The sequence below is a fragment of the Streptomyces sp. ST2-7A genome, assembly GCF_021390475.1.
GTDB lineage: Bacteria > Actinomycetota > Actinomycetes > Streptomycetales > Streptomycetaceae > Streptomyces.
The window spans coordinates 1-24559 of record NZ_JAJUWS010000042.1 but is presented as its reverse complement, the minus strand read 5'-3'; the positions used below and the strand labels follow the sequence as shown (position 1 = coordinate 24559).

Here is a 24559-nt window from a genome sequence, read left to right as displayed (position 1 = left end):
AAGGGCCTCACAGTCGGAAACTGAGATCGGCGGCTACCGACGCCACGGCACCGCTCTCTTTCAGGGCGCCGGCGATCGCGGAGACGGTGTTCAGCCGGAACAGGTCGACGAGTTTGATGGCGCCGGGGTGACGGGAGTCGATGCGCTCGTGGAGCCGGGTCAGGGTCAACGAGGTACCGCCGATCGCGAAGAAACTGTCCTCGCGCCCGATCTCCGCGTCCGGCAGCACTTCCCGCCACATCGCGGCGATCTCCTGTTCCAGCGGTCCGCGGGGCGGCGCGCCGCTCCGCACCCGTTGTCGCCTCTCCTCCCCGATCCGGGCCAGGGCACCGCGGTCGAGCTTGCCGTTGCCGGTGAGCGGGAAGGAGTCGAGCCTCTCCAGCCGGGCGGGCACCATGTAGGCGGGCAGTGCGGAGAGCAGGCCGTCGCGCAGGACGGGGAGATCGAGATCCGCGGGCCCCGCCACGAACCCGAGCAGGTGCTGGTCCCCACCGCTGCCCGCCACCAGGACCGCCGTGTCCGCGATCCGCGGGTCGAGCCCGGCCAGCGCGCGCTCGATCTCACCCGGCTCCACCCGGATGCCCCGGAGTTTGATCTGGTCGTCCGCCCGTCCCAGGAACTCGATCTCACCGGTGGCGGTGAGCCGGGCCAGGTCCCCGGTGCGGTAGAGCCGTTCACCCGGGGTCGTGGTGTGCGGGTGCGGCAGGAACCGTTCGGCGGTGAGTTCCGGACGGTTCAGGTATCCGCGGGCCAGCCCCCCTCCGCCCAGGTACAACTCACCGGGCACGCTCGGCGGCACCACGTTGAGCGCCTCGTCCAGGACGTATGCCTCTGCGCCGGGGAACGCCGTGCCGATGCTCGGCGCACGGCGGGCCGGCAGACCGGAGCAGTCCTGGATGGTGCCGCACACCGTGGCCTCACTGGGACCGTACGCGTTCCACAGGTGGACCCGGTCGCCCCATCTGCGGATCAACTCCGCCGGGCACGCCTCGCCCGCGAGGACCAGGTGCCTCAGGGAATCCGGCAGGGTCCGCAGCATCGCCAGGTTCGACGGGGGCATCGTCAGGTGGGTGATCCCCCGCTCCGCGAGCGTCGCCTCCAGCGGCGCCCCCGGCAACAGGCGGTCCGGATGCGTCAGGTGGAGGCAGGCGCCGGTCAGCAGGCCCATGACGCACTCCCACACAGAGGCGTCGAAGGAGTACGGGGCGTACTGGAGAACCCGGGCCCCCGGGCCCGCCTCGAGCCGGTCGCGGTGGAGATCCCGCAGCTGCGCCAGACCACCGTGGGTGAGCGCCACGCCCTTCGGCTTCCCGGTGGACCCCGATGTGTAGATCACGTACGCCAGGTGATCCGGGGTCGCGGGGTTCCGCTCCGGAAGCGGCGCGACGGGGGCGGACGGTTCCGTGTCCATCCTTACGGCGGGTACGAGGTCCGGGGGCAGTCGATCGGCGAACGCGGCATCGGTGACCTGCAGGCGCACGCCGGCGTCCCGGGCGATCCACCTCATGCGCTCGGTGGGCAGGGCGGGATCGAGGCACAGGAAGGCCGCACCGCCCTTGGCGACCGCGAGCAGTGTGATCACGGAGGCCCGGGAGCGGGGCAGGACGACCACCACCCGGTCGTCGGGGCGAACCCCCCGGGCGGCGATGCGCGCCCCCAGGCGCTCCGAGGCCAAGTCCAGTTCCCGGTAGGTGAGGACCCCCTCGTCGTCGTGGAGGGCGGGCGCGTCGGGGTCGGCCGCGACCCTCTCGGCGAAGAGGGTGGTAAGGGTGGCCGGGGCCGGGGCGGCCGCGGGACGGCTCCGTTCCAGCGCCGTCCGCTCCCGAGCGGGCGTGCACAGCGGCAACCTCCTCAGCGGCCGGTCGGGGTGGCGGCCGGCCTGCTCCAGCAGCGTCTCGAAGCAGTCGGCGTAGCCGGCGACGGTGCCCGCCTCGAACAGATCGGCGCGGTAGTCCCAGGAGGCGTGCCAACCCTCCGCGTCCCGGCCCACCATGAGCGTGATGTCGTACTGCGTGGCCACGGGCGGTACGGCGAACTCGGTGCAATCGAGGCCCGACACGCTAGGCGCCCCCACCGCGGTGCCGTCGAGCACGAACATCGTCTGGAACACCGGGGTGTGCTCGACGGTCCGCTCCGTGCCCAGGGCCGAGACCACCAGCTCGAACGGGGTCTGCTGATGGGCGAACGCGTCCAGACAGGTCCGTCGGGTCTGTTCCACCGCCTCGCGGAAGGACGGGACACCACTGTGGTCCGTGCGGATCGCCAGGGTGTTGAGCAGGCAGCCGACCAGCCCCTCGGTGCCCGCCTGGTCCCGGTTGGCTATCGGCGTGCCCACGACGATGTCGTCCTGTCCCGTCAGACGCGACATCAGCCCCTGGTAGAGGGCCAGGACCGTCATGAAGGCGGTTGCGCCCGACTCCCGGCCGATCCCGAGCAGCGTTTCCACCGCCTCTCCGGACAGCCGTCGGGTCACCCGCGCGCCCCGGTACGACACGGCCTGTGCCGGGGGGTGGTCGAAGGCGAGTCGAAGCCGCTCCGGGAGATCGGTCAGCCGCTCCCGCCAGTGGGCCAGATCCCGCCGGGTGACGGCCGGACGATCCAGATGGCGGCGCTGCCAGGTGGCGTGGTCGAGCGCGGAGAGCCGGCGGGCCGAGGAGGGGGAGCCCCCGGCGGTCACGGTGGCGTAATCCGCGAACAACTCGTCCATCAACAACCGGATCGACCACGCGTCGGCGACCACGTGATGGATGACCAGGGCCAGGACGTGACGGGGCGGGGAGTCGGGCCCCGCCGGCTCCTCGACCAGCAGCCAGCGCGCCGGATCCTCGGTGGCCAGGTCGAACGGGTCGGCCAGGGCCTCGCGGAGCAGCTGTCCGGTGGCCTCCTCGTTCCGGGCGGTCAGATCCCGCAACAGGGCCTGGCGGGGCGCCACGGCCCGCTGGCGCAGCTCCCCGTTCGCACCCCGATCGATCCGCAACCGCAGCGCCTCGTGCCGGTCGGTCAGTGTCCGGAGCGAGCGCTCCAGCGCGCTCCGGTCGAGGTCCCCCCGGATCCGCACCGCCACTCCGATGTTCAGCATCGGACTGCCCGGACGCAGTTGTTCGACCAACCACATGCGCTCCTGGGCGAACGCGAGCGGGGCGGAATCGTCACCGTCCCGGGGGCGCAGGGGCGGCAGCGTCACCTCCCGGGTGAACAGCAGGTCGATCCTCGCCGCCAGGGCACCGACGGTGCGGTGGCGGAAGACGTCGCTCAACGTGATCTCCACGCCGAGACGGTCCCGGATCGCGGTCATCAGCCGCATCGCCAGGAGGGAGTGTCCGCCCAAGGCGAAGAAGTCGGCGTCCGGCCCCAGCGGACCGCTGCGGGTCAGCTCCGCCATCACCGCGGCCACCTCCCGCTCGGAAGGCGTGGCGGGTTCGGTGGCGTCGCCGGTGTCCCGGACGGGAGCGGGCAACGCGGCACGGTCGATCTTGCCGTTGGCGTTCAGCGGAAAGGCGTCCAGCCGCACCCAGTACCGGGGGACCATGTACGCGGGCAACTCGTCGGCCAGCGCGGTCCGTACCGCGTCGGGCTCGGCGCCGCCCGTCCAGTAGCAGACCAGATGAGGGGTGTCCGCGACCTCGCGCAGGACGACCAGCGCCTGCGTCACTCCGCCCAGGGCCCGGGCGCGACTCTCGATCTCCCCCGTCTCGATGCGGAAGCCGCGCAGCTTGACCTGGTGGTCGTAGCGGCCCCGATACGACAGTTCACCGCTCTCGGTGAGCCGCACCCGGTCACCGGTGCGGTACATCCGTGCTCCGGGGGCACCGCAGAAGGGGTCGGGCAGGAAGCGCTCCGCCGTCAGCCCGGGGCGGTCCAGGTAGCCCCGGGCGACCCCCGAGCCGCCGAGGAACAGCTCACCGTCGGCCCCGGCCGGGACGGGGGTCAGGCGGTCGTCGAGCACGTAGGCGTTGGTGCCCGCGATCGGCACCCCGATGAGAGGCTCCTCCACGCCGCCCCGGGGCACCTCGTGCCACGTGGAGTACGTGGTGTCCTCCGAGGGGCCGTACAGGTTGAACACCCTGAGGGAGTCGGACTGTTCGTGCAGAGTGTCCACCAGGGTGCGCGGCAGCGGTTCCCCGGCGAGGTTCACCACCCGGACCCCCTCCGGCAGCGCTCCGGCGCGCAGGAGTTCCGTCATGGCGGAGGGCACGGTGTTGATCAGCGTGGGTTCCCTACCGGGCTGCTCGGTGAGCTGGAGCGCGTTCTCGACGAGGCGCAATGCCCCGCCCACGGAAAGCGGCAGGAAGATCTCGAAGACCGACAGGTCGAAACCGACCGAGGTGCCGGCGAGGACCACGGAGAGATCCCCCGGGGCGAAGTGGTTCCGGGCCCAGCCGAGGAAGGAGCGCAAGGCGCGATGCGGGATCGCCACGCCCTTGGGGCGACCGGTCGAACCGGAGGTGTGGATGAGGTAGGCGATGTGCTCGTCCTCGACCGGCACGGCCCCGGGAAGCGCCGGAACGGCGGGTGCCGAAGTGACGTCCAGGAACGGTCCGGTGTCGGGGGGCGGGGCGTCCCGGGTGGCGGGCTCGACGAGAACCACGCGGCACCGGGCGTCCCGAACGACGAAACGGAGCCGTTCCCGCGGGTGACCCGAGTCGAGCGGCACGTAGGCGGCACCGCGGCGGAAGACGGCCATCAGCGCGGCCACCAGGTCCGGGGTGCGGCGAAGACACACCCCGACGAAGTCGCCGGGGCCCACCCCGGCCACCTCGAGAGCGGCCTGGATCGCACCGACCCGGGAGGCGAGTCCGGCGTAGTCGAGTGCCTCCCCACCGATCCACACGGCCGGCGCCTTCGGATGCTCGGCCACGCCCCGCTCGAAGGCGGCGATGGGGTCGAGGGGGACGGGCGCCTCCGACAGCCGACAGGCGGACTCCCGCAACTCACGGTCGACCGGGGTGTCCGGCTCCAGATCGGCGACGCGCGCGTCCGGGACGGCGACCATCGTCTCCAGGATGTGCCGCCAGTGCGCCAGCATGCGCGCGGTCGGCTCCGGGGCGAGGCTGTCGGCCCGGAACTCCAGGGTGACGAGGGTGCGGTGCCCGGGCTCCGCGACATCCGGGGCGAGCACCTGTCCGCGGTCGATCTGGAGCAGTAGGTCGAACTTGGTGTGGTGGTGGTCGACCAGCCACCGTGCCGCCTCCACCCCGGGGATCCGGGGCAGCGGCATCTCGTCGGGCTGGACCACGAGCAGCGCCTGGAGTGGTGTTCCGCCCCGGTGGGCGATCAGTCGATCCAGAGGTACGTCGGCGTGGGCGTACGCCTCCAGCGCCGCGTCGCGGACCCGACCGAGGAGTGTGTTCCACGTGTCGCCCGCGGCCACCCGGGCCCGCAGCGGCAGGGTGTTGACGAACAAGCCGTACGTGGTGTGCGTGGCGGTGTCCTCCCGGCCGGCCGCCGGCAGCCCGAACACCACCTCATCCCGACCGGTCCACCGGGAGAGCAGCGCCGTGTACGCGGCCGCGTACAGCATGAACGGGGTCATCCCGTACTCGGTGGCCCGCTCCTCGACACGACGAACCAGCGTGTCGGGGAGCCGCACCCGGTGGGTCGCGGCGGGGGCCGGCTCGGTCGCCGCGGTGGCGTTGACGGGCAGGTCGAGCGCGAACGACGCGCCGGCCACCGTCCCCGCCGCCGCCTCGACCCGATCGACGAACCCGGGAGACCCCATCCTGCGCCGCTCCTCGACGACGGCCTCCCGGTAACTTCCCGGGGCGCTCCCGGGGACATCCCGAAGAACCTCCCCGGGAAAGGGGGCGTCGCCGTCGACGAGCCGACAGTAGGCGGAGCTCAGGTCGGCGAAGAACAGCTCCGCGGACCATCCGTCGGTGACGATGTGATGGACGCAGAACGCCAGCACCCATTCCTCTTCACCGAGTTCCAGCAGCGTGGTCCGATACACCGGTCCTCGGACGAGATCGAAGGGGACGGCGGTCTCCTCCGCGAACCATCGGGGCAGGTTCTCGCGTGAGGTCACGGCCCGGGCCAGCCGGAACGGCTGCTCCTCGCGGGGGAGGACACGTTGCGTCAGGTCGTCACCCCCGTACTCGAAGACGGCACGCAGTTGGTCGTGACGCCCGACCACCGCGGCGACCGCGCGTTCCAGAGTGTCGACATCGATCCGGCCGCGGAGCCACACCGCCTCGGTGACGGTGTAGGCGCGGCTGTCGGGGTGACGCTGTTGCAGGAACCACAACCGCTGCTGAGCACTGGAAGTGGGGAAGAAGTCGTTCATATCGGGCTTCATCGCTGGGCGTCCTCGGGGCCGGCTTCTTCAGGAGCGGGAGGCGGGGTTCAGCGCGTCGAGAGCGAGGTCCGCGCGCACCTCGCGGCAGATTCGGGATCGGTCGGTTCGGATGACGAAGTGGTCTCCGTCATGGATGCGCACCTCGGTCTTCCCGTCTCCGAGTCGGGTCCAGGCGGTCAGGTCCCGGGTGGGGACGTGGACGTCGCGGTTCGCCCCGAACACGGTCAGCGGACAGGGCACCGGTTCCCGGACGGGCGGGAAGGTTTCGATGATCTTGAAATCGGCCCGCAGGATCGGCAGGTAGATCGACATGAGTTCGGGGTTGCCGAGCACCTCCGCGGTGGTGCCGTTCATCATCCGCAGTTCCGCGGTGAGCTCGATGTCCGACATCCGGTGCCGGGGGCGTTCGCGGGGCGGCAGGAAAGGGGCCCTGGAGCCCCCGACGAACAGCCGGCGCGGGGGACGTCCCGTGTGGGCCAGCCGCAGCGCCAGTGCGTACGCGGCGTACGCACCGAAGCTGTAGCCGAGCAGCGCGTAGGCCCCCCGCGAGAGGTCCTCGCACTGCTCGGCAAGATCGGTGACCAGGGAGGGCATGTCATCGATCAGGGGGTCGCCCATACGGGCCCCCCGCCCGGGGAGTTCCGCGACACGCACCTCGGCCACCGGTGCGAGCTCCTGCTGCCAACCGGCGAAGACCTCGATGCCGCCTCCCGCGAACGGGACGCAGAACAGGATCACGGTTGACGCTCCCGCTCCCGCAGGCTCAGGGGCCGCATGTCGACCCAGTGCTCCCGGATGTACTCCAGACAACCCTGGCGGGCCATCGGGGAAGTGCGTGTCTCCCAGCCGGGCGGGACGTCCCGGTGGCCCGGCCAAATGGAGTACTGCTCCTCGTGGTTGGTGACGACGACGTACAACTCGGTGTCGCCCGTGTCGTCCGGGTGCTCGGTGTTCGTCTGACTCATCGGAACTCGTACCGCCTCAGGCCTGTGGGGTGTCGGGGAGCGCGTTGACGGGCCACTGCCACCCCTCGGGTGCCGAGGTGAGGCCGTGCTGGATGTCGAGCAGCGTTTCGCGCAGTCTCAGGGCGGTGGACCGGGCGGGCAGCGGCAGGCGCAGCCCGCTCTCGTCGCCGATCAACTCGACCGGGGCGACGACGGCTCCGGTGCCGCAACCGAACACCTCGATGTCCTCGCCGGCCCGGATCGCGTCGGTCAGTTCATGGACGTTGATCGGTTCCTCGTCCATCCGCAGGCCGAGGGACGGGCCGAGCCCGAGCAGGCTGTCCCTGGTGATGCCGGCCAGGATGGTGTCCGAGAGGGGCGGGGTCACCAACCTCTCCCCGCGGCGAACGAAGACGTTCATCGCGGTGAACTCCTCCAGGTGGGTGTGCTCCACCGCGTCCAGCCAGAGCAACTGGTGGAAGCCGTTTTCGCGGAGCGGGGCGGCGGCGGCGAAGCTCGCCGCGTAGTTCCCGGCCGCCTTGACGGCCCCGGTGCCACCGGCTCCCGCCCGGCTGTAGTGGCGCTCGATCCACGCCGAGATGGGGGCGGTGAAGAACGCGTCCGACGGGGTGGCCAGTACGAGGAAGCAGAACTCGGTGGAGGGCACGACCGAGAGGTCGGCGGTGGAGCCGAACATGGTCGGTCGCAGGTAGAGGGACTGGCCCTGCTGTCCGGGCACCAGGGGCTCCAGCGCGGTGACCAGCTCCTCCAGCGCGTGCACGAACACGCGCTCGTCGAGCTCGGGCATGCCCAGGCGCGTCGCGGAGCGGTTGAACCGGCGGGCGTGCTCGTACGGCCGGAACAGCATGGACGGGCTCCCGGGGAAGGCGGTGCCGAGGTTCCGGTACGCCTTCATGCCCTCGAAGATGGCCTGCCCGTAGTGGAGGGCCTGGGTGTGGGGGGCCAGGGGCAGCGGGTCCAGTCCGGTGAGCCTCGGGGTTTCCCAGGCACCGTCACGGTGATACGCGATGGACATGACCGGCGCCATGAGGCGGCCGAACCCCAGTGGGTCGGGCAGTTCGATGCCCCGCAGTCGGTCGGCGACATCGCTCGGAAGCGAGGAGTACGACGTTGTGGTCACCTTCAGCTCCAGCAGCGCAGGGGGAGGTCCGGACCGAGATTGCCGACGAAACCGGAGAGGGTTATTCGCCGGCCGGCGGTGATCGTGCGGATGGCGTGCACGCAGGCTGTGTTGACGAGCACCAGATCGCCGGGCTGCGGTGAGATCAGCACGGAATTGTCCGGCAGCATATCGCGCGGGTACCCGTAACTTCCCGGATATTGACCGGAGATACCCGAGTACTCCTCATCGGAAATGACGTGGTCCCACGTTTCCAGCTCGCCACCCTCTTCGGCGGTGTCGAGATAGATGTTGACACCGAGCTGACCGACGATCGCATTCGTCATTGGGTCGTCGAATTCCCGGTGAAGTACATCCTGGTGGGGCAATCCCTCACTTCCGGTGCGCCACAGGCGTGTGATTCCGAAAGGCATTTTTCGACTTGTCATCGACATGAACGTGGAACCACCGGGCCAATTCTCGTCCAGCGTCACCCGCAGGAGGTCGATGGGCGAGGGATGGGGTGCGCTCAGGCGCCGCAGCCGGTGTTGCAGCGGAAGAGTGGAATTGAAGTACCGCTCCTGTCGCTCCGCATTCTTCGTGACGTTCCAGAAGGAGTCGATATTGCTCTCGTAGATCCCGGAACCGGCGGAGTCGTCTATCTCCTGGTACAGCAGGTCGGCGAGGGACTTGGAATAGGTGGCGTCATAGAACTCCGGCACCCTGACTGCGACGTACTTGAGATCGAAGAGATCGCGAAGAACCCGCTCGTCCAGGTTTTCCACGGTGAGGAGTTTCTGGTTCGAGGGCATGCTGGGGAGACCTCCTGTCGGGGTTGTCGTGGCGGGCGTCCGGTGACGCCCTCCTGTCACCGCTCGATGAGTGCCCGTGCGTCGGCAGTGGAGGCGACGTTGCCCGGCAGCGCGATCAACTCGGGCTTGTACAGGGGGGTCGAGTCCATCGAGGGCTCCCAGGTGGCCAACTTCTCGTCCTGCGGCACCTCGATGCGGATGCCTTTCGCCAGGTCGTTCACCACACGCAACAGCAGTTGGACACCGAGCGGCGCGAGGTGTTCGCGCCAGAGGCTCTCGGCCGTCGACCCCGGCGGCACGAGAACGTGTTCCTGAGCCGCGATCGGTCCGCCGTCCGTGCGTTCGGTGAGGTGGTAGACGCTGCCACCGGTCGCCCGATCGCCGTCCCGGATGGTCCAACGGATGGCATCCCGGCCTCGGTGCAACGGGAGCAGACTGGGGTGGTAGCCGATTGTGGCCACCTCCGCCCGAGCCCTGGTTTTGCGCCCGATGAAGGCATGGGAATGCGCGGCAACGATGATGTCCACCTTCTCCGGGATGTGGTGGGACCGCAGTTCATTCGCCTCGGTCCACGGAATTCCGCGGGGGAACGACCAGCCCCGGAGACGATCCCATGCCATCGGATCACTGTCGTCGGTACGCCCCTTCTTCAAAGCGGGGGAGGCGGCTCCCAGGATGCTGTGTCCGTCATCCTCGAAAGCTTCCGCGACCTGCACGGCGAAAGCACCCCGTCCAGAAAGATAAATGTTCACACTACCCCACTCGTCGTACCCGAACTGATTCACTCACCATGCACAAGAATGCCAGTAGAGTTGCACGAAAAGAGAAGGGGTTCCCACCGGCTGCTGCATCCCCCGTCACACAGCCCGAATGCATACCTCCACCGGTACACGAACCGATTTTGCGATCTGCCATGTTGCGGCAGCGATGCCACGGTAGGCCCGGGAGAGCGCGACACTCAAGGCTTTGTCAGCATGCTGACACGATCGGTTCGATCTCCGGGGATCGGGGCATCAGAGGTTACCGACGGGGCATGAACCCGGGGTGGGAGTGGCATGGTGCAAGGCCACGGGTTTCCCCATTGTTCTCCCTGCCACCGGGGGTCGGATTCCCGGCCACCGGTTTCCCTTTACCGGGCGTTCCCGCCACCGGGCCCCGCCGGTGGAGGTCGGAGACGGGCCGGTGACCCACCGGTCGCCGCGGGTGACGCCCGCACGTGGTGGGGCCCGAGGGTTCGCCCCCCGCGCCGGTATGACCACCCGTGGGGTCCCCGGAGTCGGGAAGAACTCCGCTGGTCACCCTGCTCGACCCCACCGCCGGCGCTGCGGTCCTCGACATCGGTTGCGGTGCGGGCAAACCCGCGCTTCAGCTCGTCGCAGCCGGAGACGTGCACGTACCGGCCTCGCCATCAGCGATGTCGAGCTCCAACGGGCCGCCGAGCGTGCCGTGGGGGCGGGTCGGTCGGGCGTGACCGCCTTCCGAAACGCCGACGTGAGGGCGCTGCCGTTCGACGATGACTCGTTCGACGACACGTGGGCGAGCGAGTCGATGCTCCACGTGCCGGGTCGAGGTCGTGCGCTCGCCGGGACGGCCGGGGCGCTGCGTCCCGACGGACGACCGGTGATCGCCGACACGTCGAACGCCCGCCGGCGGGTCCCGAAGGCCGCAAGGCGTTCGATGGAACGCACCGCCTACCACGTGACCTCGTTCGCCACCGCCGCCAAGTACTCCGAACCGTTGACCGCCAATGGGTTCGTCGACGTCGAGATCCGTGGCATCAGCGACAAGGTGGTCAAGACAGGGTCTGTCCGGTGAGTGGTGCAACTACCGGCTGGAAGCGACAGTTGATGACTGGTGTGACGAATGACACCGAGGCCGTGAAGGCCTCCGGTTCGACATCGAGATCCGGAGGATCGTCTGCACCACCAACGCGATCGAGAGCGTGAACGTGCGGATACGCAGGGTCGTCCGGGCCCGAGGGCACTTCCCCAACGAGCAAGCCGCCCCGAAGCGCGTCCACCTGGCCGTCATGAGCCTGGACCCGACCGGTGACCACGGTGATCGTGCCGCGTTCCAGGAACAGTTCCACATCCTCCACGCCGTGGTCCGTCCCCGGGTGCCGGTAGGAGAGGCCGCACACGGACAGCTTCCGCAGTGAAGTGGTGGATTCCCTGCCGGTCTCCGTCCCCGGTTCCGACCCACCCTCGCGACGGCACGCCGGCCCGGGGCGGGGTGGGGGCGGACGCAAACTGCCACCGAGGAAGTCGGCGATCCGACCGAGCGCGACCGAGACCCGCTGCAGTCGCACGGACAGCATCCCGATCGAACCGAGGGCTTCGGTCAGGATCAGCAGGTAGAAGGTGAACAGCGCGAGGTCGCCGACACCGAAGGTCCCCTCGCCCATCCGTCCCGCGATCAGCAGCAACAGCAGGCCGACACCGATGGGGGCGGCGTTGCCGATCACGGCGCGCTGAATGACGGCGTACAGCTCCTCCCGTACCGCCGCCCGGGCCCTGGCGGCATTCAGCCGGGCCACGTGCGCGGATACCTGCGACTCGGCGGCTGCCGCCTGCACCGCGCCCACGGCTCCGAACATCTCCCGTAGCGCTCCCGCCACCTTCCCGGAGGCGGTGCGGGTCGCGCGTCGGTGGCGCAGGAATCGACTGTGGGCCACCGCCGTGACCAGGGTGAGGAGGAGGAGAAGGAGCAACAGTGCCACGGTGGCCATGACATCGATCCGCATCATCACGGTGACCGACACGGCGACGAACAGCCAGTGGGCGAGATTCGTCGGTGCCCAGGCTACGAAGAACCCCGTCTCGTCGACGTCCTCACCGACAGTCCGCAGGGATTCCCCGGGAGCCGTTCGGGTCGTCACCTCCGATCCGCGCAGGGCCGATCCGAGGAGGGCGTACCGCAGTCGGCTCGTCGTGCCGTACTGGACCCGGGGCTCCAATCGGTTGATCATCACTCCGAATTGCAGAAACAATCGGGCGCCCTCGATCGCGGCCACCAACGCGATGATCGTCCATACCTCTCCCGCCGCCCCCAACTCGTCGAAGAACCGCTGGAACAGCAGCCCCACCAGCAAAGTTCCCACCCGGAGCAACATCCACAGACCGGTGAGGGTCCAGTAGACACGGGTCGAGCCCCCCAATGCCACCGCGAGCCTTCCGAGAACCGACCTCTCGGGCTTTCCCCCGCCCATCGACCGTCCTTTCCCCGACGGGATCACCGGGCGGTTCCGACCGTGTTGAGGAGACGGTGGAAACGGGAACCCGGATCGGCGGCGAGGACGGCCCGTTCCCCCTCCTCGGCCACCTCTCCGTCCTCCAACACAAGGATCCGGTCCACCTTCCGCAGCAGGTGGGGGCGATGTTCCACGACAACGGCGGTACGGCCATCGAGCAGACGCTCCAGGGCCGGCACGAGCAGGCGTTCGCTGTACGGGTCCAGTCGGGCGGTCGGCTCGTCCATCAGGACCAGACCGAGGTCGCGCAGAAAAACCCGGGCCAGGGAAAGCTGCTGCTCCTCACCCGCGGACATACCCCGCGCCCCGGTGCCGAGCACCGTGTCCAAATCGTCGGGCAGGGTCCGTACCCAGCGTGTGAGCCCCACCTCGGCGAGGGCGGTGTGCAGCCGCTCGTCGGGGACCGAGGAATCGAAGAAGGTGAGGTTGTCGCGCAGGGAGGCGTGAAAAACGTGCACGTCCCCGGCACCAGGCGGCACTCGTACGTGCACAGGTTCACGGCCTCGCGTTCCAGCCGGGCCCGTCACCTCACCCGGGGCGAGACGGGCCTCGCCCCGGGTGAGGTGACGGGCGGTCTTCCGCAGCGCACCGGGGTTGCCGAGGACTTCCTCGGCGCGTTCCACGAACGATTCGTCCGGCATCCGGCGGCCCAACTCCACCGACGTCACGGTGTGCTTGGGGTACCGCACCCGGGTGCCGAGAGCCACGCGGCTGAGCCCCGCGTGCTCGCGCAGCGCCTGGACTACCGCGCCGAAGGTGCGCAGGCCGTCCGACGGACGGGGTTCCCGGTCGCAATCCCCCACCGAAACCGACCGCGTGTCGACGCCTCCGGCCCCGTCCTCCTCGACGTTGTCCATCCGGCCGCCCTCCCTCCGTACCGCGTCGGGCCCTCCCACCCCGGCGCTCCCCCACCCATGGTGGCGGCGCATGCCGCGTACCGCCCACACCACGTGTTCATACCCTGACCCCACGTGCGTGACGTCCGGTTCGTGTCCGTCCGTTCCCGCGAGAAAATATCGATACTTTTCACACGCGTAATCTTTCCCGACCCGATGCGGTGCGCGGTATGGCGGGGCCAATCCGCCCGGGGCGGCGGGGGCGGGTCGTGCCCGGATGGCGTGACAGGCAAGAGGTCGGGGATCTCCACTCCCCAACAGCCGGGCGCCCGTGGGAAACGGTGATCAGTGCCCGGTGGGGCGGATGACGGCGTGGCGGGTGCGGCCGTCGTCGGTGGTCCAGGTGACCCGATCCCCGAAGGCACGCCACATCAGGGCCTGCCCGAGCGGGGAGGCCGGAGGGATCGGCCGCAGCCCGGCTCCAGCGGTCTCGGCCACGGTATGGAGAAGGCCCCCCTCACCGGGGGCGGCGTCCTCGAACTCCAGGCGGAAGACGGTCCCCGGTGCCACGACGTCGGGATCCCCCGCCTCGGGGTCGACGCGCACGGCGTCGAGGAAGGCCAGCAGCAGGGCGACGCGCCGCTCGTATCGGGCGGCCGGGTCCCGCCGGTCGCGGAGCGCGATGGCGCGGTGGTCACGAGGGTCGCGGTGATCGCCCTCGGCAGTCTCCCCTGAACGGTCCAACAGAGCCCGCAGTTCGCGGAGTTCGCGCAGGACCCGGTGGTGGCCCTCCGAACCGAGGGTGGTGACCGGGAAGCCGCCAGCGGGGTGTCCGCCGGCCCGGGCCCGCGGCGGGGACCCCGCGCCGATGCCGGTGAGCGGGGAGGCCGGGCGCGGCACAGGGGCCCGGAGCGCCGCCGGGGCGGAGGAAAGCGGCCGGGGCCGGATGCCCAGATTCCGCAGTTCCTCCCACAGCGGGGCCAGCGCCCGCTCGCGGTCCCAGTGGAAGCGGCTGCCCCGGATGCCGACGAACCGCCACCGCAGGCGCTCCAACTCCCGCCGGCGCGCGGCCTCCGTGGCTGCGTCCCCGCCCTCGGCGAAGGTGTCGCCGTCGCAGACCACGGCGAGCCGCCGGGTGCCGCCCTCGACGACCAGGTCCAGGCAGTGGCGTCCCACCCGGTAGCGGGGGCGGACGCGGTACCCGCGCCCCACCAGTTCCAGGTACACGCGCTGCTGGAAGAGGTTGTCGAACGCCTCGTGCCGCACGTTCGGCAGCACCTCGCCGTCGACGGCGCCGACCTCCTCCTCCGGCGGGGAGGTGAGGTGGTCCAGGTACCGGCGGCGCAGGTCGTTCTCGTGGAAGCGCTCGACGGGGGCGCTGTGGAAGACCCAGACCTGGTCGCGGGCGCGGGAGGCGGCGACGTTGATCCGCTGCTCGTAGGTCCGGCCGCTGTAGCCGCCGGGGACGGGGCCGTTCTCACGGAGGGGGGCGTTGACGCAGGAGATGAAGACGATGTCCCGTTCGTCACCCTGGAAGTCCTCGGCGTTGCCCACTCGGATGCGGCGCCGTTCCCGCTCCTCGTAGGGGAGGCGGGCGGTGAGGCGGTTCTCCAATTCGGTCAGGTGTTCGATGCCACTGCGCAGGCTGATCACGCCCATCGTGCGGTCCGCGTAGGCGGGGTCGGCGCAGCAGGCGACCAGCGCGTCGATCAGGGCCTCCACCTCGGGGAGGTTGACCAGACGGGTATTGGTGCCGCCGACCATGCCCTCCGCCACGTGGACGGTGCGCACCGGTGGCAGGCGGTCCGAGCCGTACTGACGCATCGGCAGCAACTGTCCGCCGTAGCAGAGCTCGTTGGAGAACCCGATGATCTCGGGCATGCAGCGGAAGTGCTCCCTGAGCATCAGGGTGCCCCGGCCGGCGGCGAGGGTTTCGGCGAGGTCGAAGAAGCTGGTGTCGGGTCCGAACAGGGAGCGGATGCCGGCCGGGAGGCCGCCGAGGAGGCGGTCCCGGAACCGGAAGTGCTCCTCGTGGCGCAGGCCGACGTTGGAGGGGCTGACCTGCTTGCCGTCCCCGACGACGACGACGCGGCGGGCGAGCCAGGTCAGCAACATGGCCTCCGGGCCGGACTGGCTGGCCTCGTCGACGATCACCACGTCGAAGAGACCGGGGCGGTCCATGGGGACCGTCTCGACGACCTGGTGCAGCGGCATGATCCACGCCGGCACCGCGCTCTGCGCGTCACGCAGCGCCTGTTGGGCGTCCTGGCGGTACCGGTGCCGGTATCTGCCCCTGATGCGGTGGACCGCCTGCTGGTAGGAGCGCAGTGCCCGGGACTGCTCGGTGGACATCGCCTCCAGACAGTGATGCCAGGCCCGGGCGGCGGCCAGGCGGCCGAGGGTGAGTCGGATCTCGTCGTCGGCCTCGGTCAGGGCGACCCGCAGGGCGCGCTCCCGGCCGGGGTCGGTGAGGCGTTCCAGTCGGGTCCGCCAGGCGGACCAGGCCAGGGCGGTGTCGAGCTCCGGGAGGCGTTCGTCCCAGACCGGGTCGTCGGGGGTCTCCGTGATGCGGTCGGCCAGCCGGGGCAGGGCCTCGCGCACGGGTCCGAGGGCCTCGATGTACGCGGTGCGCAGTCGGGTGGCCTCGCGGAGGTCGGCGAGTTCCGCGCAGGCCGCGCGGTAGCCGTCGATGTCGCGGTCGGTGACCGCCCGACGGGCCCGACGCAGGGCGGGGGGCGCGTCGGGGTGGTCGGTCCGGGTGCGCAGCAGGGCGGTGGCGGCTGCGATGAGGCGGCGCGGTTCCTCCGCGTCGCGCAGTGCGACCCGGGCCCGCAGCAGGGCGCGCACGGCGCGCTCGACGTCCCGGTCGTGCCAGTCGGCCGCGACCAGTTCGGGGGAGGCCGCGGCGGCGGCGATCACGGCGACCCGGGCGTCGGCGACGGCGATCACCGGGGTCAGGGTCTCGGCCACCTGCCGCAGGTGGGCGATGCGGGGGCCGGGGTCGCCCCAGGGAAGGGAGGCCCGTTCCTGTTCGCGTTCCGCCCGGGCCAGGCGGTGCTCCAGGTTGACCCGGGCGAGGACGCGGGCGGCGCGTTCGGCGTCCTCGACCGGTCGGCCGTCCACCCGCACGCGGTGCGGGAATCCCCCCAGGGACCGGGCCAGTTTGCTGTCCCGGCCGAAGAGACCGGTGAGTTTCCCGCCGGCCCGGAGTCCGTCGTGCAGGGCGGTGGCCCGGGCGAGCGCGGTGGCGGTGTCGTAGGCGTCCAGGCCGGTGACCACGGAGTCCCCGACGCCCTCGGCCAGTTCGGTGACGGCCCTCAGGGCGGCGGTGACGGTGTCGTGGCGGGTCCTGGTCTCCCAGTCGCGGCCGGTGAGAACCTCCTTGAGCGCCCGTCCGGCGCCGGGGTCGTCGGCGGCGATCCGGGCCTCCGCGGCGCCCCGTGCTCCGGCGAGGTCGTCCAGGGCGGTGACCAGTCGGCACCGCGCGGCGTCGTCGAGGCGGTCAACGGCGTCGTCGAGGGCGCGGGACGCGCCGCGCGCCCTCGCATGGGCCCTCTCGGCGGTCAGGATGGTGGCGACGGCTTCCTCGAACGCGCCGGGACCGGGGAGTTCGCCGGGAGCGGGGAGTTGGGTGGGGTCGGGGAGTTCGCCGGGAGCGGGGAGTTGGGCGGGATCGGGGGCCTCGGCGGTCGGTGTCCGTCGCCCGGGACCGAGGGCCCGGCGGGCGTGCAGCAGGCGCAGTGCCTGTTCGGCTCGGAGGACCGGCGGCCGCTCGGGGACGGCGCCGATCCAGGTGTGGCGGGGCTTCTCCTCGGCGAGGCGTTCGGCGATGTCCTGGAGGGTGCCCCGGTAGTCACCGAGATCGGCGGGGAGGACCCGGGTCTCGAGTTCGCGCAGCTCGGCGAGGTCCGCCAGGAGGCGGTCACGGGTGGCGCGGGCCCTGGCCAGGCGACCGGTGAGGGTGTCGATCCCGTGCCGGGAGGCCCGGGGGTCGTGGCCGGAGGCGCGCTCCAGGAGGGCGTGGACCGAGGCCTCCAGTTCGCGTTGGGCGCCGGCGCCGTCCTCGGTTCGGCTGACGCACAGGTCGCGCACGCTCTCCGGCAGTTTGTCGCGCAGGACGCGGAGGGCGCGGGTGGTGTGGCTGGTGATGAGGACGCGCTCGCCGTGGGCGAGGAGGTCGGTGATCAGGTTGGCGATGGTGTGCGTCTTGCCGGTGCCGGGTGGGCCCTGGACGACGACCATGGGGTTGGCCCGCAGGCGTTCGGCGATGGAGCGCTGTTCCTCGTTGGAGGGCAGCGCGAAGTACACCTCGTCCCGGTGGGTGTCGGGGTCGCCGGGGCCCCGGGGGGTGTCGGGGTCGCCGGCCCCGAAGGTCGTGCGCCGGCCCGCCGGGTGGCCGGAGGGGAGTTCGCCGCTCGCGATGAAGCGCAGCGGGTCGGTGGGTTCGGCACCGTTCCCGACCTGCCGGGCGATGGTCTCCAGCGCCTCCAGGGTGGAGCGACGGGGGCGTTCGTGCAGGATCAGGGCGGGGCTCAGGCCGACCACGGGGACGGTGCGGTCGTGCGTGGTGAGGAAGTCGTGGCCCTCCTCGTATCGACCGGCGCCGTGCGCGGAGTTCACCCAGCCGCGCAGCGCGGCGTGCACGTGTTCCAGGTGTTCGGGGGCGGTGGCGTCGTCCGCCAGGGCCAGCGCCTCGCGGATCTCCTCGCGCGCCGTGCCCCGGACGTGTTGGCAGGCGTCGAGCATTCCCTCCTCCAGAAGCAGGCCGGGGGAGGTGGGGTCGGGCATCGCGGCGAGGGTTCCGGTGGCGGGGTCCAGGCGCAGGATGGCCCGGTGGACGAGCAGGTGGCGTTCCACCCGACTGCCGTCGGTGGACTGCCAGAGGAGTCGGCCGAGGCCGAGGACGAGTTCGTGGCTCTCGCCGGCGTCGGCGGCGTCCTCGTGCATTCTGTGCAGTCGGTCGTAGAGCCGAACGAGGGGGTCGACGGCCCGGCGGTCCGCCGCCCAACGCAGCCAGAGTTCCGCCCAGGCGGCGTACCGTTGCTCGATCCGCTCGTGCTCGCGTTCCCGGCCCCGGGCGGGGTCGGGGTCGGGGTCGGGTGCGCCGTCGTGGTCGCCCCGCGGGTCGATGTCCCCTGCGCGGCGCGTCGCGTCGGGCGGGTCCGGCGGGTCGAGGAGGCGGGGGGCGCGCTCGGAGGCGAAGTCCCGGAGTTGGTCGGTCGCCACCCGGGGGGCCAGATCCCGGGGAGGGGTCGGCGGGTTGGTCACCGGGGGGCGGTGGACCACGAGCCAGGCGGGCGACCCGTCGATGTCGGCCTCGGTGCCGGCGAGGAGGCCGCCGACGCGGGGGTCATCGGGCAGGTCGGCGCATCGCACCACGTCGCGGGCACCGTCGGTGGTGCGCACCGGCCGCATCCGGGACTCCTCCGCCGCGGCCAGGAATCGGAAGATCTGCCGTACCCGGTCGGCGTCCCGCTCCGTTCCCGTCAGTGCCGTGGTCATGTTCGGTCCCTCCCCTTCGACACCCTAAGTGCCCTTTTGATCCGCTTGGGTTCACTTTCATACCATTTTGGAGTGGCAATCGGCTCGACTCCATGCCCGTCGCCATCGATGTGTTACGACGTGAACCGGGCCCACTTTTCCGGGATGGGGCCATCTCCCGGCGCCGCTGGGGGAGTTGACGCGAAAGGCACGCACGGGGCCTGGGCCCGTCGCCCCACGTGTCGGTGCGGCGTTCGATGGAACGCCACGCGTCGGAAGGCGTCACCCGGCCACGGCCCGGTACGGGGCCCGGGTCGATGTCGACGCGTTCCGGCACCGCGTACGGCGTGAGGGGTGCGCGAGAGGGTTGAACTTCTTCCTCCGGAAGGAGGGGTTGGAAGCAGATCCGCCGCCCTGGATCACCGGGGCCGACCGCCCTCCGGGCATCGGAGGTCGGGCACCGGAGGGCCGGGCCTCCGCCTTCCGGGCCCGGGTCCGGGTCCGGGTCCGGGTGCGGCCGGATTCGGGTGCGGCCGGATTCGGGTGCGGCCGGAGCCGGACCCACCGGAAATCAGGAGAACTCTGTTCCGGTGGCCGGGTTTCCGGAAACCCTCCCTCCGTTTCACGGGTTTTCCCGGTTCCGGGTCACGCCGGAGGGAGGAATTCCGGAATTCCTCCCTCCGGCGTGACCCGGGACACATCACCGGAAGGGATTGTTCCTCTCCCACGGGGGACAGAGTGACACAGAACCACGACCACCACCGTGAAAACCGCACAGGAAGAGAGAAGATGCGCCTTCGAAAGAAAGCCGCTTTCCTCACCTCCACCGCGCTCGGCGGTGGGGTCATGGCCGTTGTCGCCGCCACGGCGGTACCGGTCCATGCCTCCTCCCCCGCGCATTCCACCATCGCTTCCACTTCGGAAGTGACTATCGCTTCGACCGGATTCAACTGCGCTTCCCCGTATCTGCGGGACAGCGAGAGTTACAACGGCTACACCGCCGGGTACTCCTGGGCGTGGAACATCGAAGTGGGACTCGGATACAACGATTACCAGTACCATGTCCGCAGTCGGGAGATCCAGTGCCTCCTCAACAATCTCTGGGGGTACAACGCCGGGGCTGAGGACGGTATTTTCGGCCCCGGCACCGAGCGTGCGGTGAGGGAGTTCCAGAAGGACGTGGGGTTGGCCGTGGACGGCATCGTCGGCCCCAACACCTGGCGCGTCCTGCGCATCGGCTACCAGAAGTAGTCCGGAAACACCCTGGATCGACGGAACAACGAGGGGCCCCGTCGCCGGGCACGGCGACGGGGCCCCTGTCCGCGTGATGTCTCAGCCGAGTGCGTGGGCGAAGACGTGGGCGGCCACCCGGTCACCGAGCACCAGCCCCTGCTCGGCGTCGGACCGGAAGTGGACGCCCAGGTAGATGCGGCTCTCCGCGTTCTCCCGCGCCATCTGGCTGAAGGAGTCGAAGGTGCGGACGACCCCATCGGCGTGGGGATCGACGGTGGTCGCGTCGAGGGCGTACTCGAAGGTGTCGCTCCCGGTGTACCGCTCCATGATCCCCGCCCAGGCCCCGGCGTAGGCGGCGTGGCCGGAGACGTAGGCGGGGAAGGGCGGGGAGAAGCGGTTGCCGTCGATGTCGGGCGAGAGGGGTTCCCAGTCGGGGTCCCCCACCGTGGCCGGGTTGCCGTCGGTGTCGGCCAGTTGGATGGCGGTCTCCGGCCTCCACAGGTCCACCTCGGTGAGGTACTTGGCGTCCCAGGCCGCGATCCCGGCGTCGGCCAGGGCGATCGACATCAGGGCGTACAGCTTCGCCGTCTCGTAGGAGTCGGAGTTCGGCATCCGGTTCTCGACGATGTCGTTGGTGAGGGCGTACAGGTGGCCCGGCGCCTTGTAGGTGCCGTCCAGGTCGTTGGCCCAGAAGTGGGCGATCTCGGTCTGGTCCGCCGTGCGGCTGGTGGTGGAGGTGTCGGCCCCGCCGTACTCCTTGACCTCGTTCAGTTCGGCGGCGTACTCCGCGCCGGTCAGCGCCGGCGGCAGGGGCGGACGGTACTGGGCCCCGTAATCGATCCCGAACGGCTTCACCCGTCCCCAGTTGGGGGTCAGCGGCGGCACCCCCGGGCTGGTGGGCCGCCAGTCACCCGGCTGGTCGCCGATGTGGTAAGGAGTGTTGATGGAGGAGGCGTCCCGGTCCCGCAGGAAAGTGATCGCCCGCGAGGTCTTCTCCCCCAGGTCCTTCCCGACCGCGAACTCCTCGGCGGTGGTGGGACGTGCCTGCTCGCGCGCCGCGTCGAACTCGTCGGAGAAGTCCAGCCGGGGCAGCGCCTCCCTCAACACCCCGTACGCCGCGTGGTCGATCGCCACTTCCAGCGAATTGTGGTATCCGGCGGCGGATGTCGGTTTGATCAGGTAGCGATTACCGATCGACTCGATCGAGTTCACCGCGTCGTAGACGGCGATGTTCATCATCGCCCCGGCACGGGCCACCGCACCGGGTGTCGCCTCGGAATCCTCCAATTCCTGGAAACTGTCCACCAGGACCTTGTTCCAGTACAGTACGTGGTCGTCCCGATCCACCGCCACCGCGTTCACGGGAACGGCGATGGTCCCCCCGGCCACCGCGAGGAGCGTCCCCACCGGCAGCAGGATTCTCCCCCTCGAGAATCCCCTCGAATTTCCCCTCTTGTTTTGTACCACGTCCATGTGCCTCCGAATCGTATGGCCAGGCGTGCATGTCGGATGCCCTGTCACTCCGACATGTCGTTCCTGCTCCACCGGGAAGGCGGATACACCCGGCGCAACTGTGACCCGCGTCACCACATGAATGCGGAGCGGAGTACTCCTTTCCGCATTTCGGTGCACTCCGCGATGGGAAATCCGGAACAGGGAATTCCGGAGCCGACCGTTCCGATTTTTCGTTCCGGGCACGGATACCCGGCGACGGGACGCGGATGGGCGGTACGGGATTTCCGGCGGAAACCCGCGACGGCCCGCCCCGGAAGACCCGGAATGCGGGATGGCGGAGCGCCTCCCCGTGGGCCCGCTCCGCCCTGCGGTCAGCGCCTCCGAGGCGGGCCGATGGAGGCGCGCTCCACCACCGGCATGGGGACGAGCACCTCCGCCCCCGGTTCCCGGCCGAGCAGCGACTCCACCGCCCGGCGCCCCATCGCCTCGTGCGGCAGTCCGATCGTGGTCAGGCCCGGCCGCAGGTAGGCGGCCACCTCGTCGTCGTCGAAGGAGACCACGGACAGGTCGTCGGGGATGCGCAGGCCCAGTTCACCGGCGGCCTGGTAGGCGCCGAACGCGAGCCGGTCGTTCATGCAGATGAGCGCCCGTACGTCGGTTCGCCGCCGGAACAACTCGGTGACGGCCTCGTAGCCGTGCTGCGGCTCCCACAACCAGATGGACTCCTCGGCCGCGAATTCCAGACCCTTGTCCGCCATCTCCCCGCGGATCCCGGCGACGCGCCGGGCGACGCTGGCCGAGCGGAACACGTCGCGTTCCGCCGTGTCGCTCTGGCCGATGAGGGCGATGCCCTCGGAGTGGCCGGCGTCGATGAGAAGCCGGACCGCGGCCCGGCCACCGGGTTCCTCGTCGGGGAGGACGGCCGCGGGGAAGCGGGAAGCGGTGGCGTTCAGCATGACGGCCGAGACGCCCTCGGGCAGGGGCGGGACGAAGAGCTCGCGGGCCCGGACGGCGGCGAAGACGATGCCGTCGACCTGGCGGTCCAGCAGGGCGGCTATCGCCTCGGCCTCCCGGTCGGGCTCGCCGCCGGTCTCGGCGAGGAGCACCACGTGGCCGGCCTCCTCCGCCGCCGTCAGCGCGCCCTTGATCAGGCCACCGGCGAAGCGGGTGGTGGTGACCATGTCGGAGACGAAGCCGATGGTGAGGGTCTTGGCGGTGCGCAGGCCGCGGGCGGCGACGTTGGGGCGGTAACCCAGTTCGGCGGCCGCGGCGTGCACCCGCGCGTGGGCCTCCTCGGAGAGCCGGGTGTCGGGGCGACCGTTGAGGATCATCGACGCGGCCGTGGTCGAGAGGCCGGCCCGACGTGCCACGTCGGCCAGCGTCACTCTCTTGCGCGGCATCGCGTTCCCTCCGTGGAGAAGTTGTGTGCGACAGCTTGACACAGGTGGTCCCGGCTGCTGAACATATCGGCGCTAAAACCTTTTAGCACGACGGGTGCCCGAGTCACCCGCGAGCCGCCCCGCCGTTCTCCCCGTTCGCACGGACACCGTCCCCGGTGCTCCGGACGGGCGATCGGCGCACCCACGGCACCCGTCCACCAGGAAAAGGGAGTACCCATGGCAAGCACCGCCGGACGCCGTCGCAGAGAGCGTGCCACCGTGGCCGCGATCGCCGCGGGCGCGGGGATCGTCCTCGCCGCCTGCGCCCCGGGCGGCAACGGCTCGGCCTCCGAGCCCGCGGGCGAGGAGACCGAGGTGAGCACCGAGTTGACCTCCGAGGAGATCACGCTCACGATCGCGGACGAGACCGGTTTCCCGGCCACCGACGAGCTGGCCGAGGAGTTCACCCGGCAGCACCCCAACGTCACGTTCAAGATCAACCGGGACACCTTCCAGAACCTCACCGCGAACGCGCCCCGGCTGCTGGCCAGCGACACCCCGCCGGACCTGATCCGGCTGCCCACCATGGGCGACACCGTGCGCGACGGCCTGATCGCCAACCTCGACCCCTACTTCGACGCCTACGGGTGGGACGCCTGGTCCGACTCCCAGCTCGCCCCCCTGCGGATGAGCGAGGAGAACGTGCGCGGCTCCGGTTCGCTCCACCAGCTCGGCCTGGGCTACAGCGTCACCGGCATCTACATGAACCTGGAGATCGCCGAGGAGCTGGGCATCGAGGCCCCGCCGAGCACCCTGGCGGAGCTCGAGGAGCAGCTGGCGCTGGCCGCGGAGAACGACGTGCTGCCGATCGTCGCCGGTGACAAGGACGGCGTGGTGAACTTCGTGGTCCAGGCGGCCATGAACCAGTACGCCGACCAGGCCGAGTTCATGGCCTGGATGTTCAACGAGCCGGGCGCGACCTACAACACTCCCGGCAACGTGGAGGGGGCCGAGCTGATCCGCGACTGGGCGGACGCCGGCTACTTCTCCGACGACATCAACTCCGTGGACTACTTCGAGTTCGTCAGCCGCTTCTCCGAGGGCGGCGGCCTGTTCACCTTCAACGGCAACTGGGAGGCCGCCACCTACCAGGAGGCGCTGGGCGAGGACGTCGCCTTCTTCCTCGTGCCGCCGGTGAACGAGGGCGACGGGCACGTGGCCATGGGTGCCGCCAACTCCTTCTCGGTGGCCGCCAAGTCCCCGCACGTCAACGAGGTCGCGTACTTCCTGAACTGGATCCACACCGACCCCACCGCCCGGCAGATCGTCGTGGACGTCACCGGGGCCTCCCCCGGCGGTGACCCGGCGCTGCCGATGCCCGACGTCGAGCCCGGTTCGCTCATCGAGTCCGCGCTGGAGATGGCCGCGCGGATCGGCGAGGAGGACGGCCAGGTCGACTTCATGGCCAACACCACCGCCGGCATCTACGCGGGCTCGATCATCCCCGAGTCCCAGCTGCTGGTGACCGGTCGGATCACCGGTCAGGAGTTCGTCGAGCGGGTGCAGGAGTTCTACGAGAGCGAGGTCGGCACCCGATGATCCGCCGCGAGACCCTCCCCGCCCGCCGGGGCGGCGTGCCCCGACGGGCGGGACCGACCACGGGGGGACGCGCGTGACCGCGACCTCACCGATCACCCGTCGGGGGGGGGGCCACGCGCCGGCCCCGCCGGGCGCCGGCCCCGGGGGGGGGCGCG

General features: G+C 70.7%; 12 protein-coding genes and 4 pseudogenes. 4 read left to right on the top strand and 12 right to left on the bottom strand.

Annotation, left to right across the window (positions count from 1 at the left end; all coding sequences use genetic code 11):
* Positions 1–7: 7 nt before the first annotated feature.
* Genes LZF96_RS21390 through LZF96_RS21365 form a run of 6 tightly spaced genes read right to left on the bottom strand, consistent with a single transcriptional unit; the run spans position 8 to position 9791 of the window.
* Positions 8–6295 carry a non-ribosomal peptide synthetase gene (locus tag LZF96_RS21390; RefSeq protein ID WP_233875494.1) on the bottom strand — a complete coding sequence of 2096 codons (6288 nt, stop codon included), beginning with the start codon at positions 6293–6295 and terminating at the stop codon, positions 8–10.
* Positions 6296–6322: 27 nt separating this feature from the next.
* Entirely contained in the window at positions 6323–7033 is a 711-nt protein-coding gene (locus tag LZF96_RS21385; protein WP_233875492.1) for a thioesterase II family protein, read from the bottom strand.
* The gene (locus LZF96_RS21380; RefSeq protein WP_233875490.1) at positions 7030–7260 is read right to left on the bottom strand and encodes an MbtH family NRPS accessory protein; all 231 of its coding nucleotides are present in this window, start codon (positions 7258–7260) and stop codon (positions 7030–7032) included. Before LZF96_RS21380 ends, LZF96_RS21385 begins: the two co-directional genes overlap by 4 nt.
* Positions 7261–7276: 16 nt before the next feature.
* A complete protein-coding gene (locus tag LZF96_RS21375; protein ID WP_233875487.1) occupies positions 7277–8380 on the bottom strand; it encodes a branched-chain amino acid aminotransferase in 1104 nt (367 codons plus the stop codon).
* Positions 8381–8382: 2 nt separating this feature from the next.
* Positions 8383–9171 (bottom strand): 2OG-Fe(II) oxygenase, encoded by a 789-nt coding sequence (locus LZF96_RS21370; protein ID WP_233875485.1) that lies wholly within the window; start codon positions 9169–9171, stop codon positions 8383–8385.
* A 56-nt stretch (positions 9172–9227) separates the two neighbouring features.
* The gene (locus LZF96_RS21365; protein WP_233875483.1) at positions 9228–9791 is read right to left on the bottom strand and encodes a formyltransferase family protein; all 564 of its coding nucleotides are present in this window, start codon (positions 9789–9791) and stop codon (positions 9228–9230) included.
* 631 nt (positions 9792–10422) lie between these two features.
* On the opposite strand from LZF96_RS21365, the gene LZF96_RS21360 reads away from it, so the two are divergent.
* Positions 10423–10986: a class I SAM-dependent methyltransferase gene (locus LZF96_RS21360; RefSeq protein WP_233875481.1), complete on the top strand. Its 564-nt coding sequence runs from the start codon at positions 10423–10425 to the stop codon at positions 10984–10986.
* 70 nt (positions 10987–11056) lie between these two features.
* Positions 11057–11221: pseudogene (locus tag LZF96_RS21355) on the top strand (transposase); the annotation flags it as partial.
* 294 nt (positions 11222–11515) lie between these two features.
* On the opposite strand, the pseudogene LZF96_RS21350 reads toward LZF96_RS21355, so the two are convergent.
* The 4 genes and pseudogenes from LZF96_RS21350 to LZF96_RS21335 all read right to left on the bottom strand — a co-directional run.
* A pseudogene (locus tag LZF96_RS21350) lies at positions 11516–12283 on the bottom strand (ABC transporter transmembrane domain-containing protein); the annotation flags it as partial.
* A 119-nt stretch (positions 12284–12402) separates the two neighbouring features.
* Positions 12403–12849: pseudogene (locus tag LZF96_RS21345) on the bottom strand (ATP-binding cassette domain-containing protein); the annotation flags it as partial.
* A gap of 32 nt (positions 12850–12881) precedes the next feature.
* Positions 12882–13278: pseudogene (locus LZF96_RS21340) on the bottom strand (helix-turn-helix domain-containing protein); the annotation flags it as partial.
* Positions 13279–13602: 324 nt separating this feature from the next.
* On the bottom strand, positions 13603–18759 hold the full coding sequence (locus LZF96_RS21335; RefSeq protein ID WP_233875477.1) for an AAA domain-containing protein: 5157 nt from the start codon (positions 18757–18759) through the stop codon (positions 13603–13605).
* 903 nt (positions 18760–19662) lie between these two features.
* Between LZF96_RS21335 and LZF96_RS21330 the strand changes: the two genes are divergently transcribed.
* Positions 19663–19989 carry a peptidoglycan-binding protein gene (locus LZF96_RS21330; RefSeq protein WP_233875475.1) on the top strand — a complete coding sequence of 109 codons (327 nt, stop codon included), beginning with the start codon at positions 19663–19665 and terminating at the stop codon, positions 19987–19989.
* Between the two features lie 81 nt (positions 19990–20070).
* On the opposite strand, the gene LZF96_RS27155 is transcribed toward LZF96_RS21330, so the two are convergent.
* Complete coding sequence (locus LZF96_RS27155; protein WP_233875473.1) at positions 20071–21378, bottom strand: vanadium-dependent haloperoxidase; 1308 nt, start codon at positions 21376–21378, stop codon at positions 20071–20073.
* A gap of 419 nt (positions 21379–21797) precedes the next feature.
* A complete protein-coding gene (locus LZF96_RS21320; RefSeq protein ID WP_233875471.1) occupies positions 21798–22826 on the bottom strand; it encodes a LacI family DNA-binding transcriptional regulator in 1029 nt (342 codons plus the stop codon).
* A 216-nt stretch (positions 22827–23042) separates the two neighbouring features.
* Here LZF96_RS21320 and LZF96_RS21315 point away from each other — a divergent pair, with 216 nt between their 5' ends.
* Positions 23043–24404, top strand: coding sequence for an ABC transporter substrate-binding protein (locus LZF96_RS21315; protein WP_233875469.1), 1362 nt, complete (start codon positions 23043–23045; stop codon positions 24402–24404).
* Positions 24405–24559: the final 155 nt, after the last annotated feature.

What these genes read in the sequence shown, in the direction of transcription:
- LZF96_RS21335 (WP_233875477.1), bottom strand. Translation starts at nt 18,759, where the DNA reads ATGACCACGGCACTGACGGGAACGGAGCGGGACGCCGACCGGGTACGG.
- LZF96_RS21370 (WP_233875485.1), bottom strand. Translation starts at nt 9,171, where the DNA reads ATGCCCTCGAACCAGAAACTCCTCACCGTGGAAAACCTGGACGAGCGG.
- LZF96_RS21320 (WP_233875471.1), bottom strand. Translation starts at nt 22,826, where the DNA reads ATGCCGCGCAAGAGAGTGACGCTGGCCGACGTGGCACGTCGGGCCGGC.
- LZF96_RS21365 (WP_233875483.1), bottom strand. Translation starts at nt 9,791, where the DNA reads ATGGCATGGGATCGTCTCCGGGGCTGGTCGTTCCCCCGCGGAATTCCG.
- LZF96_RS21380 (WP_233875490.1), bottom strand. Translation starts at nt 7,260, where the DNA reads ATGAGTCAGACGAACACCGAGCACCCGGACGACACGGGCGACACCGAG.
- LZF96_RS21390 (WP_233875494.1), bottom strand. Translation starts at nt 6,295, where the DNA reads ATGAAGCCCGATATGAACGACTTCTTCCCCACTTCCAGTGCTCAGCAG.
- LZF96_RS21360 (WP_233875481.1), top strand. Translation starts at nt 10,423, where the DNA reads ATGACCACCCGTGGGGTCCCCGGAGTCGGGAAGAACTCCGCTGGTCAC.
- LZF96_RS21315 (WP_233875469.1), top strand. Translation starts at nt 23,043, where the DNA reads ATGGCAAGCACCGCCGGACGCCGTCGCAGAGAGCGTGCCACCGTGGCC.